Genomic DNA, 16,993 nt, shown 5'->3' on the forward strand with positions numbered 1-16,993 from the left:
GGCGGGGGCCGGTCCGCCGGGTGCCGGACCCCTCAGGCCGCCGGCGGACCGGTGCTCGGGTGGTGGGGCGCATGGGGCTGTTGGGTGGGTGCTGTTCCTCCCGGCGGAGCCCCGGGGGACGGGGTCGACCGCACGTGAACCCGTGGCCCGGGGGACGGGCACAGCGACGGGGACGGGAAGAGCTGCCCTGGCTCCACCACCCGACGCGAACGGCTCCCGCAATCGAGGAACGCCACTACCGTAACTGAAGGTGGCTCGCTTTGGAAGCGCTCCCATGGCGGAAATCCGGCCGTCCCGGAACAGCACAGCCGGGCCATCACCCCTTCCGGGCGAGGATGGTTCACCCGGAGCGGCGGCAGGATCGGACGACGGCGGACCTCCCGGCCGCGACCGACGCCCGGTCCGCCGACAGAGCACGGGAGGAGGGGCAGATGGCCATCGCGGAGATCAGCCGAACCGACCAGGACATCCAGTCCGCCGTACTCGACGAGCTGACCTGGGAACCGCGGGTGCAGCCGCACGAGATCGGCGTGACAGTCGCCGAGGGCGTCGTCACGCTGACCGGACGCGTGGACAGCTACGCCAAGAAGTGGGCCGCCGAGCGAGCCACGCACCGGGTCGCCCGGGTCCGGGCGGTCGCCAACGACGTGGCCGTGCAACTGGACAGCGGCTCCGAGCGCGCCGATCCCGACCTGGCCGCCGCCGCCAGCCACGCGCTGGAATGGGACGCCTTCGTGCCCATCGAGAAGCTCCAGGTCACCGTCTCGGCCGGCTGGGTGACGCTGCACGGCGACGTCGAGTGGGAGTACCAGCGCCGGGCCTCCGAACGGGCGGTCAGCCGGCTGACCGGCGTACGCGGGGTGAGCAACGGCATCACCGTCCGTCCGGCCGCCCCACCCGACGGCCGGGATCTGGCCGAGCGGATCGTCGACGCCCTCGCCCGGGCCGGCGCGACCGAGGCCGAACGGATCAGCGTTCGGGTGCACGGCGACACGGCGGTGCTCGCCGGTCTGGTGCACTCGATGCCCGAGCGGGCCGAGGTGGAGCAGCTGGCCTGGTCCGCGCCCGGCATCCGCGAGGTGCAGAACCACATCGCGGTTGCCCCGGGGCTGCGCTGAGCGGACGCGGGCGCCCGCTCAGCGGGCGCTGAACGGGGCGTGGAACCACCCGGGGTGGGTGAGTCCGTCTCACCCGCCCCGGGAGCAGGCTGGAGGCATGAGTGATCCGAACGGGCTGATCCAACCGGGCCGCCCCGCGCCCGGTTTCACCCTGGCGGCCACCCCGGACGGGGCCCTCGTCGGCCCTGAGCAATTCCGTGGCCGGCCGGTCGTGCTCGCCTTCTACCCCGCTGACTGGAGCCCGGTCTGCGGTGACCAGATGTCCCTCTACCAGTCGGCGGCGCCTGTCTTCGCCCAGTACCGGGCAGCGGTGCTCGGCATCTCGGTGGACAGCATCTGGTCGCACCGGGCGTTCGCCGAGAGCCGGGGCATCGAGTTCCCGCTGCTGGCCGACTTCGAGCCCAAGGGCGAGGTGGCCCGCCGCTACGGCGCGTACATGTCGAACGGTGAGGCGGCCCGCGCGCTCGTGGTGCTGGACCCGGCAGGGACGGTGACCTGGAGCTACCTCTCCCCACCCGACGTCAACCCGGGCGCGGACGGCATCTTCGACGCGCTGGACCAACTCGCCGCCGATCGGAAGGTGATGGCCGGATGACCACGCCACTTCAGGTCACCGCCCGGCTTCGGGATCCGGTGACGACCGATGACCACATCCGGGGCCCGGCCGACGCGTCGGTGACCATCGTCGAGTACGGCGACTTCCAGTGCCAGTTCTGCGGTGCCGCGTACCCGAACCTGCACGAGTTGCTGCGGCAGCGGGCCGACACCGTGCGGTTGGTCTACCGGTACTTCCCGATCGCCAACATGCACCCGTACGCGGAACGCGCCGCCGAGACGGCCGAGGCCGCCGGGGTCCGGGGCCGGTTCTGGGAGATGCACGACTGGCTCTACGAGCACCAGGACCAACTCGACCCGGTGCACCTCTCGCTCGGTGTCGAGCAGGTCGGGTTGCCGCCGGACGAGTTGAACGCCGAGGTGGAGGGCCGCAGTCACGCGGACCGGGTGCGCCGGGATTTCGTCGGCGGCATCCGCAGCGGGGTGAACGGCACCCCCACCCTGTTCGTCAACGGCGTTCGGCACGACGGTGGTTACGACCTGCCCGACCTGCTGGCGGCCGTGGACGCCGCCGGCAACGCCTGACCGCCGGCAACGCCTGACCGCCGACCCGCTGAGAACCGTCGACCTGCTCAGATCAGCCGCAACTCGCGCGCCCGCCGGACCGCCTCGCGCCGGCGGGTCGCGTCGAGTTTGCGGTAGATGTTGCGGACGTGGGTCTTCACCGTGTTGACCGACAGCGACAGTTCGCTGGCGATCTCCACGTTGGACAGGATGCTCTGCAGGTAGCGCAGGATGGTCAGCTCCCGCTCGGTGAGCGGCTCGTCGAGCGTGTCCCTCGGCTCGACGGCGGGCCGGGCGGTGCTCCTGCCGGCCCCTCGCACCAGGTCGCTGACCAGCGCGAAGTGCGCGGTGCCGGCGTCCAGGTGGGCGGCCAGCAGGTCCCGCACGGGTGGTTCGGCGCGGGTGAAGACCCGTCGACAGCCCTGCGGCCCGGCCAGGTCCAGCACCTGCTCCAGGATCCGGCCCGCCCGCCGCCCGTCGCCGGCCCGCTCGGCCAGCAGGGCGTCCAGCAGCCCCGCGTCGAGGCGTACCGGCAGGGGCCAGGAGGTGGCCGCTGGTGACTGCCAGCCCGGCAGGGCGCGCCCTGCGGCAGCGGCGTCACCGGCCAGCAGTTCCACCTTCGCCGCCGCGACCGCGAGGACTGGTTCGCTCGCGCCGACCAACAGGTCGCGGGCGGCGTCCAGGTCACCCCGCTCGGCACGCAGTTCGGCCTCGGCACCCCGCAGCAGGCCGGCCAGCTCGGTCGCGGACGGCCGGTCGGCCAGCGCCTCCCGGGCCCGGACGAGCAGTCGTTGTCCGGCTGCCGGGTCGCCGGCGTCGCGGTGCAGCTTTGCCCGGCACAGCGTGGCCACCGTCGCCGCTACCGGTTCGTCGGCAGCGGCGGCCGGCCAGTCGTCGCCCGCATCCGTCTCGGGGCCGGCGATCCAGCCGCCGACGATGCCGAGGGCCGGGCCGGCGAGAGCGAGGTTGGCGGCAGCCTCCTCGGGCTGGTCGCGGAGCTGCGCGACCAGGGCCAACGCCAGGTACGAGTAGGCGCAGTCGAGCCGACAGGACCAGCCCCGACAGGGTGGCATGCCCAGCGCGTCCCGAGCCGCCTGCTCGGCCGCCCGCAGCTCGCCGCGCACCGCGAGCAGCAGCGCGGCACGGCTGGCGCCGACCAACTCGGTACGCGGACGGCCGGCCTCGCGCGCCGCCGCCCGGGCCCGGACGAACCGGGCGGCCGGGAGTGCGCCGTCGGCCAACTCGACCAGCCCGAGGGCGGTGCCGGTGAACGCTCTCAGGTCCGCGTCGTCGGCCGCGCCTCCCCCACCGGCCGTCGGGGCGGAGCTGGCCGCTCCGGTCGACGCGGAGTCCGGCAGCCGGGTCGGCGTGGCGCCCGCCGGGCGGGTGCGCAACAGTCGGGCGGCGGCGGCCCGGACCTCCGCCGGGTCGCCGGAGAGGCGTGCCACGCTCACTTCCAGCGCGGTGACCAGGCGTAGGAACCGGTCCCGCCGCGGCACGGGCAGGCCAGCGGCATGGTCGGCGGCCGAGCGCAGGTGGCTGCTGGCGGCCGGCAGATCACCGGCGTACGCGCGCTCGGCGGCGCAGGCCAACGCCACCTCCGGGTCGGCGCGGATCACCTCCGCCGGCGGGGTCATGGGGGCGGGGGCGTGCACCGGGTCCCGGTCGTACCGGGTCAGTTCCGGCCAGTGCGCGACGAAGAGGTCACCGGCCAGGTCCCACCGGCCGGCGGCCAGCGCGTGTCGCAGACCGTCGGCCGGCCGCCCGTCGCCCGCGTACCAGTCGGCAGCCCGTGCGTGCAGGTCACGCAGTTCGTCGGGGGGCAACCGGGCCAGGTCGGCACGGAGCAGGTCGGCGAGCAGGGGCTCGCAGCGGTACCAGGGTGGGCGGGTGTCCTCGCGGTGCAGCAGGCCACCGGTCCCGGCCAGGGCGGCCAGCACCTGTGCGGCGTCGGCCCGGCCGGTCAACGCCTCGGCCAGGTCGGCGCAGACGGTGTCGACGATGGCGGTCCGGCGCAAAAGGTCCTCCTCGGCCGGGTCGAGTGCCGGGAGCACCTCCTCGTGCAGGTAGCCGGCGATCTCCGGCTGGTCACCCCCGAACTGCCCCACCCAGCGCTCCGGGTCGGGCTGCCCGCGCACCGCCAGCGCGGCGATGCGCAGCGCGGCCGGCCAGCCGCCGGTCCGGTCGCGCAGCTGGTGTACGGCGGCTGCCGGTAGGGCGGCAGCGTGCGCGGTGAGCAGGTCGGCCACCTCGTCGTCGGTGAACGCCAGCTCGTCCGGGCCGATCTCGGTCAGCTCTCCGGCGAGGCGTAGCCGGTGCAGGGGCAGGTGCAACCCGGCCCGCGCGCCGATCACCAGGCGCAGCCGCCGCTCGGCATGTCGCAGCAGGAACTCCAGGCCGGTCAGCGCCGCCGGGTCGGCGACCCGGTGCAGGTCGTCCAGGACCAGCAGCACCGGCCGGTCCGCGGCGGCGAGCGTGGCGGCCAGCACCTCCAGCTGCTCCGGGCGCGGCGGCCGGTCCGGCAGCGGGCCGTCCTCCGCCGACCCGGTCGCCGACCGCAGCGCCGCCGCGAGGTACGCCCAGAGCCGGTCGCCGTCGTCGCCCACCTCCACGGACAGCCACGCCGGGACCGGGCGGGCCTCGGGCGGCACCGACAGGTCGCCGGCGTCGGGAACGACCGCGCCCGGCTCGACGTCGGGCTCAGCACCGCCCAGCCGTACCCAGGAGGCGAGCAGCGTGGTCTTGCCCCAGCCGGCGGGAGCAGCGATCAGGGTGACCGGCCCGGCACTGCCCTCGTCCAACCGGCGCAGCAGTCGGGGCCTGGCCACCACCGGCTCCGGCGGCACGGCCGGAGTCAGCCGGGACGCCAGCAGCGGAGATTCCGCCGGACGCCCCGGTGCCGTATCGACCTGTCGTGCGGTTTCGACCCGTACGCGATTCCGCTGTTCCGGCACCCAGCCCCACCCCCACCACGCGCTCCGCCCCCGGTCGGCGAGCGGTTACCCGGCGGGGGCCGGTTCACCCCTTCCGGGCGAGCACGCTTCACCCGGCCGGGACCGACGATCGGGGGACGTGGACCGCGAGGACGGGTGGGGACGAATGGGACGGCTGGCGCGGGCGGGACCCGCCCTCGGCAGCGCGGCGCTGACCGGGGCGGCGCGGTTGCTGCGCGTACCCCGGCGGCGCGGCCGGACCGGCGCGGACGGCGACCCTGGAGCGCCGGCCCGGTGGCAGGTGGTGACTGTCGACCGGCCTCCGGAGCAGGTGCTCCCCGATGGTCGCTGGCCCGAACCGCTGCGCCGCCTCGGCGGCGCGGTCGAGGTGCGGGTGCGGCCCGCGCCCGGCGACCGGGGCACGGAGCTGGCGGCCCGGCCGCTGCCCGGCGGCACCCCGCCCCCCGGGCTGGCCGCGCACCTGGTCGGTGACGACCCGGGCCTGCTGGTGCGCCGCACCCTGCGACAGGTCAAGCAACGGGTGGAGGCCGGCGAGGTGCTGCGCGCGGACCGGTCGGCGCTGGACCGCCGCGAGGTGCACGGGTGAGGGCGCTGTGCTGGGTCGCCGCCGAGGAGGTGGCGGTACGCGAGGTGAGCGACCCGGAGCTACGCAACGAGCGTGACGTGATCGTCCGGGTTCGTCGCAGCACCACCTGCGGCGGTGACCTGCCGCTGCTGGCCGGGCGGGATCCGCTGCTGCGGGCCGGTGACGTGCTCGGGGCCGAGTTCCTGGGCGAGGTGGTCGAGGTCGGGCCCGCAGTCCGCCGGCACCGCACCGGCGACCGGGTGGTCGTCGGCGCGAGTGTCGCCTGCGGCGGCTGCTGGTACTGCCGTCAGGGCCTGCACTCCTGCTGCGACAACAGCAGCGTCGACCTGGCGAGCGCCGACCCCGACCAGGGACGGGACGCCGGCGGTTTCGGCCGGCCCCGGGCGGCGGGCGGCTTCGCGGGCGGTCACGCCGAGTACGTGCGGGTGCCGTACGCCGACGTGGGCGCGTTTCCGGTGCCGGACGCCGTCGACGACGACCGGGCGTTGTTCGCCGCCGATGCGGCACCGGCCGGCTGGTCGGCGGCTGAGCTGGGTGCGGTGCGCCCCGGCGACGTGGTGGCGATCTGGGGCGCCGGAGCGGTGGGCCAGTTGACCGCCTGGGCGGCGGTGCGGCGTGGTGCCGCCCAGGTGCTGGTGGTGGACCGCTACGAGGAGCGGTTGCGGATGGCGGAGCGGCACTGTGGCGCGGAGCCGCTGGACTATCGCCACACCGACGTCGCGGCGGAGCTGCGTGACCGCAGCGGCGGACGCGGGGCGGACGTGTGCGTGGTGGCGGTCGGCTGGTCGGCGGCCGGTCGCTTCGGTGGCCGCACCGCCGACCACCCGGACGCCCTGCGGGAGGCCGTGTACGCCTGCCGCAAGGGCGGTGTGGTGGTGGTGGTCGGCGAGGCGGCCGGTTTCGTCGACGCGTTTCCGCTGGGCACGGTGACCGACCGGCGGCTCACGCTGCGCGGGGCCCGGCGGCCGGACCTGCGGGACGTGCCGATGCTGCTGGACCGGATGGCCCGCGACGAGCTGCGCACCGAGCAGCTGGCCACCCACCGGCTGCCGCTGGAGCAGGGCCCGCAGGGGTACGCGCTGTTCCGGGACCGGGCCGACGGATGCGTACGGGCCGTGTTCACGCCGTGACGGCCCTTTCGTGATCTGCCATCGGGCACCGCGAATGGCAGACTCTGGGGATGGCTGGGGAGCGAACGTACGACGTGGTGCTGTTCGGGGCAACCGGGTTCACCGGGGGCCTGACCGCTGAATACCTGGCCCGGCACGCGCCGCCGGGGCTGCGCTGGGCGCTGGCCGGGCGCGACCCGGGCCGCCTCGCCGCCGTCCGGGACCGGTTGGCCGCGATCGACCCGACGTTGACCGACCTGCCGCTGCTCACCGCCGACGTGACCGACGCGGCCTCGCTGCGCGCCGTCGCGGAGAGCGCCCGGGTGGTGGCCAGCACTGTCGGCCCGTACGTCCACCACGGCGAGCCGCTGGTCGCCGCCTGCGCCAGGGCCGGCACCGACTATCTGGACATCACCGGTGAGCCGGAGTTCGTCGACCTGATGTATGTGCGCCACCACGCCGAGGCGGCCCGCACCGGCGCGCGGCTGGTGCACGCCTGCGGGTTCGACTCCATCCCGCACGACCTGGGCGTCTGGTTCACCGTCAAGCAACTCCCGGCCGACGTGCCGATCACCGTGGACGGTTACGTGCGCGCCGGTGGCCGGTTCTCCGCCGGCACCTACCATTCGGCGCTCACCGCGTTCTCCCGTACGGGGCAGGCCAGCCAGGCCGCCCGGGACCGCCGGGCGGTCGAGCCGCGCCCCACCGACCGCCGGGTGCGGGCGGTGGCCGGCCGGCTGGGCCGCTCGGCGGAGCTGGGCATCTGGACCGTGCCGCTGCCGACCATCGACCCGCAGGTGGTCCGCCGCTCGGCGGCGGCCCGCCCGGAGTACGGTCCGGACTTCCGTTACCGGCACTTCGCCGCCGTGAAGCGGCTGCCCACAGTGCTGGCCGGCGCGGTCGGGCTCGGAGCGGTGGTCGGGCTGGTGAAGCTGCCGCCCAGCCGACGGTGGCTGCTCGGCCGGCTCGCGTCCGGGCAGGGGCCCACCGCCGAGCAACGGGCGGCGTCCTGGTTCCGGGTCCGGTTCGTGGGCACCGGCGGCGGGCAGCGGGTGGTCACCGAGGTGGCTGGCGGCGACCCCGGTTACGACGAGACGGCGAAGATGCTCGGCGAGTCGGCGCTGTGCCTGGCGCTCGACGAGCTGCCGCGGACCGCCGGTCAGGTCACCCCGGTCGCCGCGATGGGTGACGCGCTGCTCGACCGGCTCGTCCGGGCCGGGCTCACCTTCCGGGTGCTCAAGCAGGACACGGCGGAGCACTCGGCTTGACCCTCGACCGGGTCGAGGGGGCAGGATGCCCAGCGTGAGCGACCTGCACAGCATCGGTGAGCTGGCGAGGGCCAGTGGCCTGACCGTCAGCGCCCTGCGTTTCTACGACTCGGCGGGGGTGCTGGAACCGGCCCTGGTCGACCCGGTGACCGGCTACCGCTGGTACACCGATGAGCAGATCGCCCCGGCCCGGCTGGTGGCCGGGCTGCGCCGGATCGGCATGCCGGTGCCGGAGATCGCCGCCGCGGTCCGCGCCGAGCCGGCGGCGGTGCACCGGTTGCTCGACACCCACCTGCGCCGGTTGGTCGACGGGCTGGCCGACGCCCGTCGGGAGGTGACCCGGCTCCGGGCGCTGGTCGACCCGGCCCAGCCGAGCACCACCACGCTGCTGCTCTCCCCCGCCGACCTGGCCGCCGCGCTCGACGCGGTGCGCTTCGCCGTCGGCGCGGACCCGGAGATGCCGATGCTCTGCGGCGTGCTGCTCGACGTGGAGCCCGACGGTGTCCGGCTCGTCGCCACCGACCGGTACCGGCTCGCGTTGGCCCGCTCCCGGGCCGACGTCGACGGTCCGCCGGTGCGGGTGTTCGTCCCCGTGGCCCTCGTCGACCAGCTCCGGCCGCTGCTCGACGCCGCCGACGCCTGGCCGGTGTCGTTGACAGTGGCGGGCGCGGACCTGCGGGTGCTGGTGGCCGACCGGACGCTGACCGGCACCGCCCTGCCGTACGACTTCCCGGACTACCGCCGGTTGCTGCGCAAGGCCGTCGGCGAGCGGCCCACCGCGCGCCGGATCACTGTCGACGTGGCCACGCTGCGCGCCGCGTTGGCCGACCCGGCGGCCCCCACCGTCGCCCGCGACGACGACGGCACGGCCCGGGAGGTCACCGTGCTCGGCGTCGACGACCAGGGCTGTCTTCGGCTGCTCCCCGCCGCCGACCTGGACAGCGACGCGCTGCGAGTCGGGGTGGACGGTCGCTACCTGCTGGACGCGTTGAACGCGGCCGGCGCGCCGCAACTGGTGCTGGAGCTGGACGGGCCGATCTCCCCGCTGGCCCTACGCCGACCGGACGACGCGGACACCTACTCGGTGCTCATGCCGATCCGGCTCTGAGCCGGCGGCCAGCAATCCCCGTCCCGCGAGGAAAAGCCCGCGACGGTAGCATCTGGTGGTTCACCTGTGAACCCCGGACGGAGGCGTACAGAGCAGCATGCTCGACATGGAGTTGATCCGGAAGGATCGCGAGGCGGTGGCGACCGCGCTGGCGAAGCGTCTGGATCCCGCCGAGGTCACCAGTGCCCTGGACGAGATTCAGCGGCTCGACCAGGAACGACGCGCCCTGATCACGGAGATCGACGCCGAGCGGCAACGCCGCAAGGCGGAGGCCCGGGCATACGCGCAGGCCAAGCGCGCCGGCGAGGAGCCGCAGGCCGCCGCGCCGGAGGCCGAGCGTAAGCAGCTCGCCGAGCTGGAGTCCCAGCTGGACGAGGTGCAGGCCCGGCTGCGCGACGCGATGAGTGAGCTGCCCAACCTGCCCAGCGACGACGTCGTGGCCGGCGGCAAGGAAGCCAACCGGGTCGTGAAGACCTTCGGCGAGCCGCCGGTGATCGAGAAGGTCCGCGACCACGTCGAGCTGAGCCGCGCGCTGGGCCTGGTCGACTACGAGCGCGGGGTCAAGCTCGGTGGGTCCGGTTTCTGGATCTACACCGGCATCGGTGCCCGGCTGGAGTGGGCGCTGCTCAACTACTTCGTCGACCAGCACATCAAGGCCGGCTACGAGTTCCTGCTCCCGCCGCACCTCCTGCTGGACTCGGCCGGCTTCGCCGCCGGCCAGTTCCCCAAGTTCTACGACGACGTCTACCACCTGGACTCGGCGTCCGCCCCGCGCGGACAGTTCCTGCTGCCCACGTCGGAGACGGCGATCCTCGGTGCGTACCAGGACGAGATCCTGGAGAGCCCGAAGCTGCCGCTGAAGGCCTTCGCGTACACCCCGTGCTACCGGCGGGAGTCGGCCGGCTCGCACTCCGACGAGCGCGGCACGGTGCGCGGGCACCAGTTCAACAAAGTGGAGATCTTCCAGTTCACGCTGCCGGAGCAGGCCGACGCCGCTCTGGAGGAGATGCTCGCCCACGCCGAGAGCCTGGTCGAGGGGCTGGGTCTGCACTACCAGCGCACCCTGCTCTCCGCCGGTGACGCCAGCGCCTCGATGAAGAAGACCCTCGACATCGAGGTGTGGATGCCGAGCACCGGCAAGTACAAGGAGGTGTCGTCGGTTTCCTGGGCCGGCGACTACCAGGCCCGTCGGGCGGCCATCCGCTACCGGGAGCCGGGCGGCAAGCAGACGCGCTTCGTGCACACCCTCAACGGGTCGGCGCTGGCCACCAGCCGGCTCTTCCCGGCCATCCTGGAGCAGAACCAGCAGGCCGACGGCTCGGTGCTGATCCCGAAGGTCCTCCAGGACCGCCTGGGCACCGACCGTCTGACCCCGCGCTAGCCGGTCCGTTCGACGGGGGCCGGGTCCGCCCCGCGCCCCCGTCGACGCATCCAGGCGCCCAGCGCGGCGAGCAGGACGAGAGCGGCCAGCAGCACTGGTGGGCCGACGGCGTCGAGAGCGTCGGCCAGGGCGTGCTGCACCTCCGAGGCCACCCGAATCACCGGGTCCCGCAGGGCGTCGCGGCGGCCGGCGGCCAGCCGTAGCTCGTACCAGCCGTACCAGGCGACGTAACCACCGGCGAGCAGCAGCATCAGGCCACTGAGCCGGGGCACGAGCGCGCCAGCGACCCGCAGCCGCGCCACCAGGCCGTCGCGCACCAGCGCCACGCCGAGCGCGGCGACCGCAACGACCAGACCCATCCCGAGGGCGTACGCGCCGAAGAGCGCCACCCCCTGGCCGGTCGAGCCGGCCTGGAGGCTGGTCACCACGATGGCCAGGAACGGTGCGATGGCGCAGCCGAGCGACGCCAACGCGTACGCCGCACCGAACAGGACCATCGACGGCCAGGAACGGGTCAGCCGGGGCGCTCGGGCCGACCAGCCCGGGGAGGGCAGTCGCCGTCCGGCGAGCAGCCAGCAGCCCGCCACCGCCAGCAGCACGCCGAGCGTCACGGTCAGCCAGGGCAGCCGGGGTCGCAGCCAGCCGGCCAGCGGCGCGAGCGCCAGCCCGAACGCGCCGAAGACCAGCACGTACCCCACTGTCAGCCCGGCCGCCGCGGTGAGCGCGCGGCCGACCGCGCCGCGGGTGTCCGACGCACCGGCGACCAACAGCGAGAGGTACGCGGGCAGCAACGCGAAGCCGCACGGGTTGACCGCGCCGAGCATGCCGGCGGTCAGCGCGAGCAGCAGTGCGGCGGTCACGCCCCGGCCAGGGCGGCGACGCGGGCGGTGAGCGCCTCACCGTCGAGGAAGCCCTGGTGGACCACTGTGCCGTTGCGGTCGATGATCACGAAGATGCTCTGTTCGGTCACCTTGAACCGCTTCCAGAGCGCGCCCTTGCGGTCCTCGATCTGCGGCGTCCCGGCGAGGTCGAACTCGGTGACGAACTCCTTCATGGCGCGTTGCTCGCCCAGCCCGGCGACGCCGATGATCGGCACGGTGTCCCGGTATCGGGGCGCGACCTCGGCGACCGTCCAGGCCTGGCTGGCGCAGGTGGCGCACCACGGCGCCCAGAACCACAGGACCACCGGCTTGCCGGCGAGCTGCGCGGCGTCGAACGCGGCGCCGGTGAGGGTGGTGCCGGTGAAGCGCAGGATGTCCGGGACCTGCGCCGGGGCTGCGGGTGGCGCGCCGGCCGGCGTAGCGGTCGGTGTGGTCGCCGTACCGGTCGAGGCAGGGGCCGACCCGGCGACGGCGGGGCCACCCGGCGCGGTGCCGGTGCAGGCAGCAGCGCCGGACAGGGCCACGACGAGCGCCCCGGCGGTGGCGGCGCGGCGTAGATGCCCGGCCGCCGTCCATGCCATGCCACTGGGCATCCGCTTCTCCGTTCCGGTCAGGAAGGGACCCTTCCCGACGCTCATCAGGCGTTGACTGGGTGCCTTCCCTACTCGGCCTTGGCGAGGCGCAGAGCCAGCTCCGGGCACACCTTGACGGCCTTCAGCGCGCCCTCGCGCAGCCAGGTCGGCACGGGGGTGGGCGGGAAGGCGGGGTATCCGTTCGCGTCGAGCCGGATGAAGTCCGGTACGACGTGCGCGCAGAGGCCGTGCCCGTCGCAGCGCGACCAGTCCAGGGTGAGCTTCTGCGGGTTCTCGTCGGGTGCGCCCGGCAGCCCCATCACGCCCTTGACCCGCCGCCCACAGCCGTCACCGGTGCTGTGCAGCCGCAGGTCCTCGGCGAATACCTCGATCGCGGAGAGCGCGAACCGGGCGGTGCCGTCCGGGTGACTGCACGCGCCCCGGCCCTTCACCTCGCCGGCGGCGGCTCGCACCACGTCCGCCGGTTGGCTGCCGGCCACGGCCAGGTCCACGGCGCGGGCCAGATCCGGCAGGCCCATCTTGCACGGCCCGCACTGGCCGGCGGACTCCCCGGCCAGGTAGCGCACCACCTGGGCGGCCTCACCGAGCGGGCAGGTGTCGACGCCGAGCGGGATGATGATGCCCGCGCCTAGGGTGCCGCCTACCGCGGCCAGGCCCTTGCGGGAGACCTCGGCCGTCTCCGCCGCCTCCGGGGTGATCCACTTGCCGTGGTAGCCGCCCATCAGGATGCCCTGAATTTCCGGCACCTCGCACAGGTCGAGGACGTCGCGCAGCGGCATGCCGGCGGTGCACTCGACCACCGCCGGCCGGCCCGCCGCGCCGGTCACGGTGAGCAGCACGGTGCCCGGCTCGTCGTCGGTGCCGAGGGCCGCGTACTCGTACGGGCCGAGTCGGGCGCCGACGGCGAGCTGGGCGTACGTCTCGGCGTTGGAGAGCAGGGTGGGCAGGCCGCTGACCCCGGAGTCGCTGGAGCGCTTCTTGGTGCCGGGCGGGATGTGCGGCAGCCCGTTGATCCCGTTGACCAGTGCGCCGCCCTCACCGGAGATGAACCGGTGCGGCACTGTGACGATCGTCGTCTGCACCGGCATCCGGCGCTCTTCGAGCGCATCCATCAGCGAGTCCCGGCCGACCCCGTCGTCCGCCACGCCGATCACGATCTCGTCGGCGTCCAGCGCGTACGCGGCCAGCGCCGCCCCGTCCAGGATCAGGTGCGGCGCGCGGGTCAGCAGCACCTTGTCCTTCCAGCTGGCCGGCTCCCCCTCGGTGGCGTTGACCACCACCACGGCGGCGAGGTCCTGCCGCTCGCAGGACTCCAGCACCGCGCGCAGTTTGCGGGCGAACGGGAAACCCGCTCCGCCCTTGCCCTTGAGCTGCATGCCCTCGGCAAGCCGGAGCAGCTGCGCCGGCTCCATCGGGCCGATCGGTCCGTGCACCTCCTCGTGCGCGAGCAGGTCGAGTCGGCCGTACTCGGCGAAGCCGGCGGTGAGCCGGGGTTCGCCCACACAGGCGACCGGTGGAACGGCGGTACGCATCACTTCGCCTCACCTCGCAGCCCGGCCCAGTACGCCCCGTCCACCGCGTCGGCGCTGGCCTTGCGGCGCTTGGCGGACCGGCCCTCGCCAGCCGTCCGGCGCGCGCGCCGGGAGGCCAGGTCGACCAGGGTCGGGGTGTCGTCGACCGGCGGCGGCACCTCGTCCGGCACGTACCGGGCCGGCGGGCGCCAGTAGTCCGGCTCGTCCGCCAGGTCCTCGTCGGCGCTGTGCCAGCCGCTGTCACTGCGCGGCGTCGCGGAGATCGGGCTGCTGGAGATGGGGCCGGCGGAGATCGGCTCGGCGGCCTGCCACCGGCGCGGGCTGTCCCACGGCTCCTCGGGCTCGACCGTCGGCGGGGCCGAGTACCGGCTGCCGTCGTCCTCGCTGCGGGACCGGCGGCTGGACCGTTCGACGACCGGGTCCTCGGCGCGTCGCCGGCCGGTCGGAACGTCCTCGTCCCGGGTACGCGAGCCGCGACGCCGGGCCACCGGCGCCAGCTCTTCCTCGTCGCGCCGGCGGGTGTCGGTCTCCTCGACGCCGCGGCGGGTCGACCGGCGGGTCGTGGGCTCCACCTCGTCGCGCCGGCTGCGGGAGCGTTCGGTGTCGCGGCGGGCCGCCGGCTCCTCCTCCCGTCGACGTCGGCTCGGCCGGGTCGGCTCGACGAGGGAACCGGGCTCGGGCACCACGGGGACGGTGAACCGTTCGGGGTCACGTCGCGCGGCCGGCGCGGCCCAGGTGGCGGTGGTGGTCTCCGCCCAGGCGGGACGCTTGTCGGCGGCCTTGCTGCGCCGGCCCAACCCGGCCAGCAGCGATCGGGCGGTCTTCGCCTCCTCGGCCCGGCCTACCATCACCGCGTTGCGCACCGCGGCCTGGTGCTGCTCGCGGCTGCGCCGACCGATGGTGACCGAGAACCGGACCAGCAGGGCAAGCACCACCAGCAAAATGCAGCCGAGGTAGCTGAACATCACCCAGGGCGCTGCGGCCCGACCGGCGTTGAGGCCGTGAAAGACAGCGAACGGCCAGACCAGGTACGCGGTGGAGTGCAGCGTGCGCCACAGCCACTTCGGACCGACGCCCGCGAAGCGGGCCCGGATGATCCCGGTCCAGATCACGCTGACCATGAGCAGGGCGGCCACCGTGCCGAGCCCGACGTAGAGCCCTCTGCCGCCGACGAACGGCACCACCGCGTCGGTCGCCGCCGCCCGGCCCGTGGCGATCTTGGTGAGGACGTGGAAGCCGAGGCCGGCCACGCCCAGCACACCGGTGGCCCGGTGCGCCGACTGCATCAGCACCCGGTGCGAGATGCGCAGCACCAACCGGTCGGTGGCGAGCAGACCGAGCATCACGGTGAGGCTCAACGCCACCAGGGAGATCACCCCGGCGAAGAACTCGGTGAAGAAGAAGCCGTACGCGTACGCCTTCTGGCCGGCGCCGGTCAGCATGACCGCAGCCCAGAGCGCGGCGAGCACCGACGCGATCAGCATGGCTGTCGCCGACCGCGACCGGGTCCGCACCCCCCGACTGCTGGCGCTGGTCCGGACGGTCGCCGCCTTCTTGTCCTGCTGTGCCCGGGCCATCTGCTCCTCGATCGTCTCGCGGCGGCGTACCACCGGCCGACCCCTGCTCCCCCATCCAGTACGGACAGTGGGGGCGCGCGGATCACCTGCTGCCAAAAATTTCTGGGGCGGGATCGAACCAACTGCCGCCGACGTGCGTTGCGCACGCTCACACGCGCGGGTCATTGCAGTGACGACCGTCCATGCATTGACAGCGGCTGCAACAGGCTTGTAATCTTTCGGAAATTTTCAGCATGGGTTGCAAGATTCCGACAACCCAGCGTTCCCCGCCGCGCCACCACCCCCACCCCGCCCTGCGTTCGTCAGGAGTCCTCGATGCACCGACGTCGACGCGGCTCGGCGATCCTCGCCCTCGGCCTGGTCGCCAGCCTGCTTCTTCCCGCCACCGCGCCGGCATCACCGGCCGTCGCCGCCCCGTCCGGCTCCAAGAAGGTCATCGTCCAGCTCTTCGAGTGGAACTGGCCCTCGGTGGCCAGCGAGTGCCAGAGCACGCTCGGCCCGAAGGGCTACGGCTACGTGCAGGTCTCGCCCCCACAGGAACACGTACGGGGCAACCAGTGGTGGCTGGCGTACCAGCCGGTCAGCTACCGGATCGAGTCCCGCAAGGGCACCCGGGCCCAGTTCCAGTCGATGGTGAACACCTGCCACGCGGCCGGGGTCAAGGTGCTCGTCGACGCGGTGATCAACCACATGTCCGGTCAGGACAACGGCGGTACCGGCTGGGCCGGTTCGTCCTTCTCGCACTACGACTACCCGGGCATCTACCAGACCCAGGACTTCCACCACTGCGGTCGCAACGGCGGCGACGACATCGCCAACTACAACGACCGGTACGAGGTGCAGAACTGCGAGCTGGTCAACCTCTCGGACCTCAAGACCGAGTCGGACTACGTGCGCACGAAGATCGCCTCGTACCTCAACGACCTGCTCTCCCTCGGTGTGGACGGTTTCCGACTGGACGCCAGCAAGCACATGCCGGCCGCCGACATCGCCGCGATCAGGGGCAAGCTCTCCCGCTCGGCGTACATCGTGCAGGAGGTCATCTACGGTGCCGGCGAGCCGGTCCAGCCGACCGAGTACACCGGCAACGGTGACGTGCACGAGTTCCGCTACGGCAAGGACCTGGCCCGGGTGTTCCGCTCGGAGCGGTTGGCGTACCTGCGCAACTTCGGCGAGGGCTGGGGGCACCTGCCCACCGGAAAGGCCTCGGTGTTCGTCGACAACCACGACACCCAGCGCGACTCGGGTGGGGTGCTGACCTACAAGGATCGGGGCATCTACTCCCTGGCGAACGCGTTCATGCTGGCCTGGCCGTACGGCTCGCCGACCGTGATGTCCAGCTACACCTTCAGCAACCGGGACGCCGGCCCACCCTCGGACGGCGCCAACAAGACGCTCAACGCCACCTGCTACTCCGGCTGGGAGTGTGAGCACCGCTGGCCGGTGATCGCCAACATGGTGGGCTTCCGCAACGCCACCGAGGGTGCCGCCGTGGCCAACTGGTACGACAACGGCAACAACCACATCGCGTTCAGCCGCAGCGGCAAGGGCTTCATCACCGTCAACGACGAGGACTCGGCGGTGAACGGCCGCTCCTACTACACCGGGCTGCCCGCCGGTCGGTACTGCGACGTCATCCACGGCACGTACGCGGGCGGCACGTGCAGCGGACCGGTGATCACGGTGGACGGTAGCGGCTGGTTCGCGGCCAACGTGCCGGCACACGACGCCGTGGCGATCCACATCGGCGCACGGGTCTGACGCACC

The 16,993-nt window shown here is 73.7% G+C and carries 14 protein-coding genes; 9 read left to right on the plus strand and 5 right to left on the minus strand.

The genetic code is table 11. From position 1 onward, the window contains the following. Positions 1 to 431 precede the first annotated feature (431 nt). The 3 genes from KBX46_RS18780 (at position 432) to KBX46_RS18790 (ending at position 2,258) form a co-directional block, all read left to right on the plus strand. Positions 432 to 1,118, plus strand: a complete 687-nt coding sequence (locus KBX46_RS18780; protein ID WP_210793465.1) for a BON domain-containing protein — start codon at positions 432 to 434, stop codon at positions 1,116 to 1,118. Between the two features lie 97 nt (positions 1,119 to 1,215). After that, positions 1,216 to 1,713, plus strand: coding sequence for a redoxin domain-containing protein (locus tag KBX46_RS18785; protein WP_210793466.1), 498 nt, complete (start codon positions 1,216 to 1,218; stop codon positions 1,711 to 1,713). Next, positions 1,710 to 2,258: a DsbA family protein gene (locus KBX46_RS18790; protein WP_088949584.1), complete on the plus strand. Its 549-nt coding sequence runs from the start codon at positions 1,710 to 1,712 to the stop codon at positions 2,256 to 2,258. Before KBX46_RS18785 ends, KBX46_RS18790 begins: the two co-directional genes overlap by 4 nt. A gap of 47 nt (positions 2,259 to 2,305) precedes the next feature. On the opposite strand, the gene KBX46_RS18795 is transcribed toward KBX46_RS18790, so the two are convergent. Next, positions 2,306 to 5,191 (minus strand): LuxR C-terminal-related transcriptional regulator, encoded by a 2,886-nt coding sequence (locus KBX46_RS18795; protein WP_210793467.1) that lies wholly within the window; start codon positions 5,189 to 5,191, stop codon positions 2,306 to 2,308. A 145-nt stretch (positions 5,192 to 5,336) separates the two neighbouring features. Here KBX46_RS18795 and KBX46_RS18800 point away from each other — a divergent pair, with 145 nt between their 5' ends. The 5 genes from KBX46_RS18800 (at position 5,337) to serS (ending at position 10,643) form a co-directional block, all read left to right on the plus strand. Beyond that, complete coding sequence (locus tag KBX46_RS18800) at positions 5,337 to 5,777, plus strand: hypothetical protein (protein WP_088949586.1); 441 nt, start codon at positions 5,337 to 5,339, stop codon at positions 5,775 to 5,777. After that, on the plus strand, positions 5,774 to 6,907 hold the full coding sequence (locus KBX46_RS18805) for an alcohol dehydrogenase catalytic domain-containing protein (protein ID WP_210793468.1): 1,134 nt from the start codon (positions 5,774 to 5,776) through the stop codon (positions 6,905 to 6,907). Before KBX46_RS18800 ends, KBX46_RS18805 begins: the two co-directional genes overlap by 4 nt. A 50-nt stretch (positions 6,908 to 6,957) precedes the next feature. Further along, positions 6,958 to 8,154, plus strand: coding sequence for a trans-acting enoyl reductase family protein (locus tag KBX46_RS18810; protein ID WP_210793469.1), 1,197 nt, complete (start codon positions 6,958 to 6,960; stop codon positions 8,152 to 8,154). A gap of 25 nt (positions 8,155 to 8,179) precedes the next feature. Then, a complete protein-coding gene (locus KBX46_RS18815) occupies positions 8,180 to 9,262 on the plus strand; it encodes a MerR family transcriptional regulator (protein WP_210793470.1) in 1,083 nt (360 codons plus the stop codon). Positions 9,263 to 9,359: 97 nt separating this feature from the next. Next, positions 9,360 to 10,643 carry a serine--tRNA ligase gene (gene serS / locus KBX46_RS18820; protein ID WP_210793471.1) on the plus strand — a complete coding sequence of 428 codons (1,284 nt, stop codon included), beginning with the start codon at positions 9,360 to 9,362 and terminating at the stop codon, positions 10,641 to 10,643. Here the strand turns inward: serS and KBX46_RS18825 are convergent. From KBX46_RS18825 to KBX46_RS18840, 4 genes are all read right to left on the minus strand, one after another. After that, positions 10,640 to 11,503, minus strand: coding sequence for a cytochrome c biogenesis CcdA family protein (locus KBX46_RS18825; protein WP_210793472.1), 864 nt, complete (start codon positions 11,501 to 11,503; stop codon positions 10,640 to 10,642). The genes serS and KBX46_RS18825 overlap by 4 nt on opposite strands. Next, positions 11,500 to 12,117, minus strand: coding sequence for a redoxin domain-containing protein (locus KBX46_RS18830; RefSeq protein ID WP_247667799.1), 618 nt, complete (start codon positions 12,115 to 12,117; stop codon positions 11,500 to 11,502). Before KBX46_RS18830 ends, KBX46_RS18825 begins: the two co-directional genes overlap by 4 nt. A gap of 68 nt (positions 12,118 to 12,185) precedes the next feature. Further along, positions 12,186 to 13,649, minus strand: a complete 1,464-nt coding sequence (locus KBX46_RS18835) for an NADH-quinone oxidoreductase subunit NuoF family protein (protein ID WP_172862083.1) — start codon at positions 13,647 to 13,649, stop codon at positions 12,186 to 12,188. Further along, positions 13,649 to 15,259, minus strand: a complete 1,611-nt coding sequence (locus tag KBX46_RS18840; protein WP_308159596.1) for a ferric reductase-like transmembrane domain-containing protein — start codon at positions 15,257 to 15,259, stop codon at positions 13,649 to 13,651. The genes KBX46_RS18835 and KBX46_RS18840 overlap by 1 nt, the downstream gene beginning before the upstream one ends. Positions 15,260 to 15,541: 282 nt before the next feature. Between KBX46_RS18840 and KBX46_RS18845 the strand changes: the two genes are divergently transcribed. After that, positions 15,542 to 16,987, plus strand: a complete 1,446-nt coding sequence (locus KBX46_RS18845; protein WP_210793473.1) for an alpha-amylase family protein — start codon at positions 15,542 to 15,544, stop codon at positions 16,985 to 16,987. Positions 16,988 to 16,993 lie beyond the last annotated feature (6 nt).

It is taken from the genome of Micromonospora sp. C81 (assembly GCF_018070425.1).
GTDB classification, from domain to species: domain Bacteria; phylum Actinomycetota; class Actinomycetes; order Mycobacteriales; family Micromonosporaceae; genus Micromonospora; species Micromonospora zamorensis.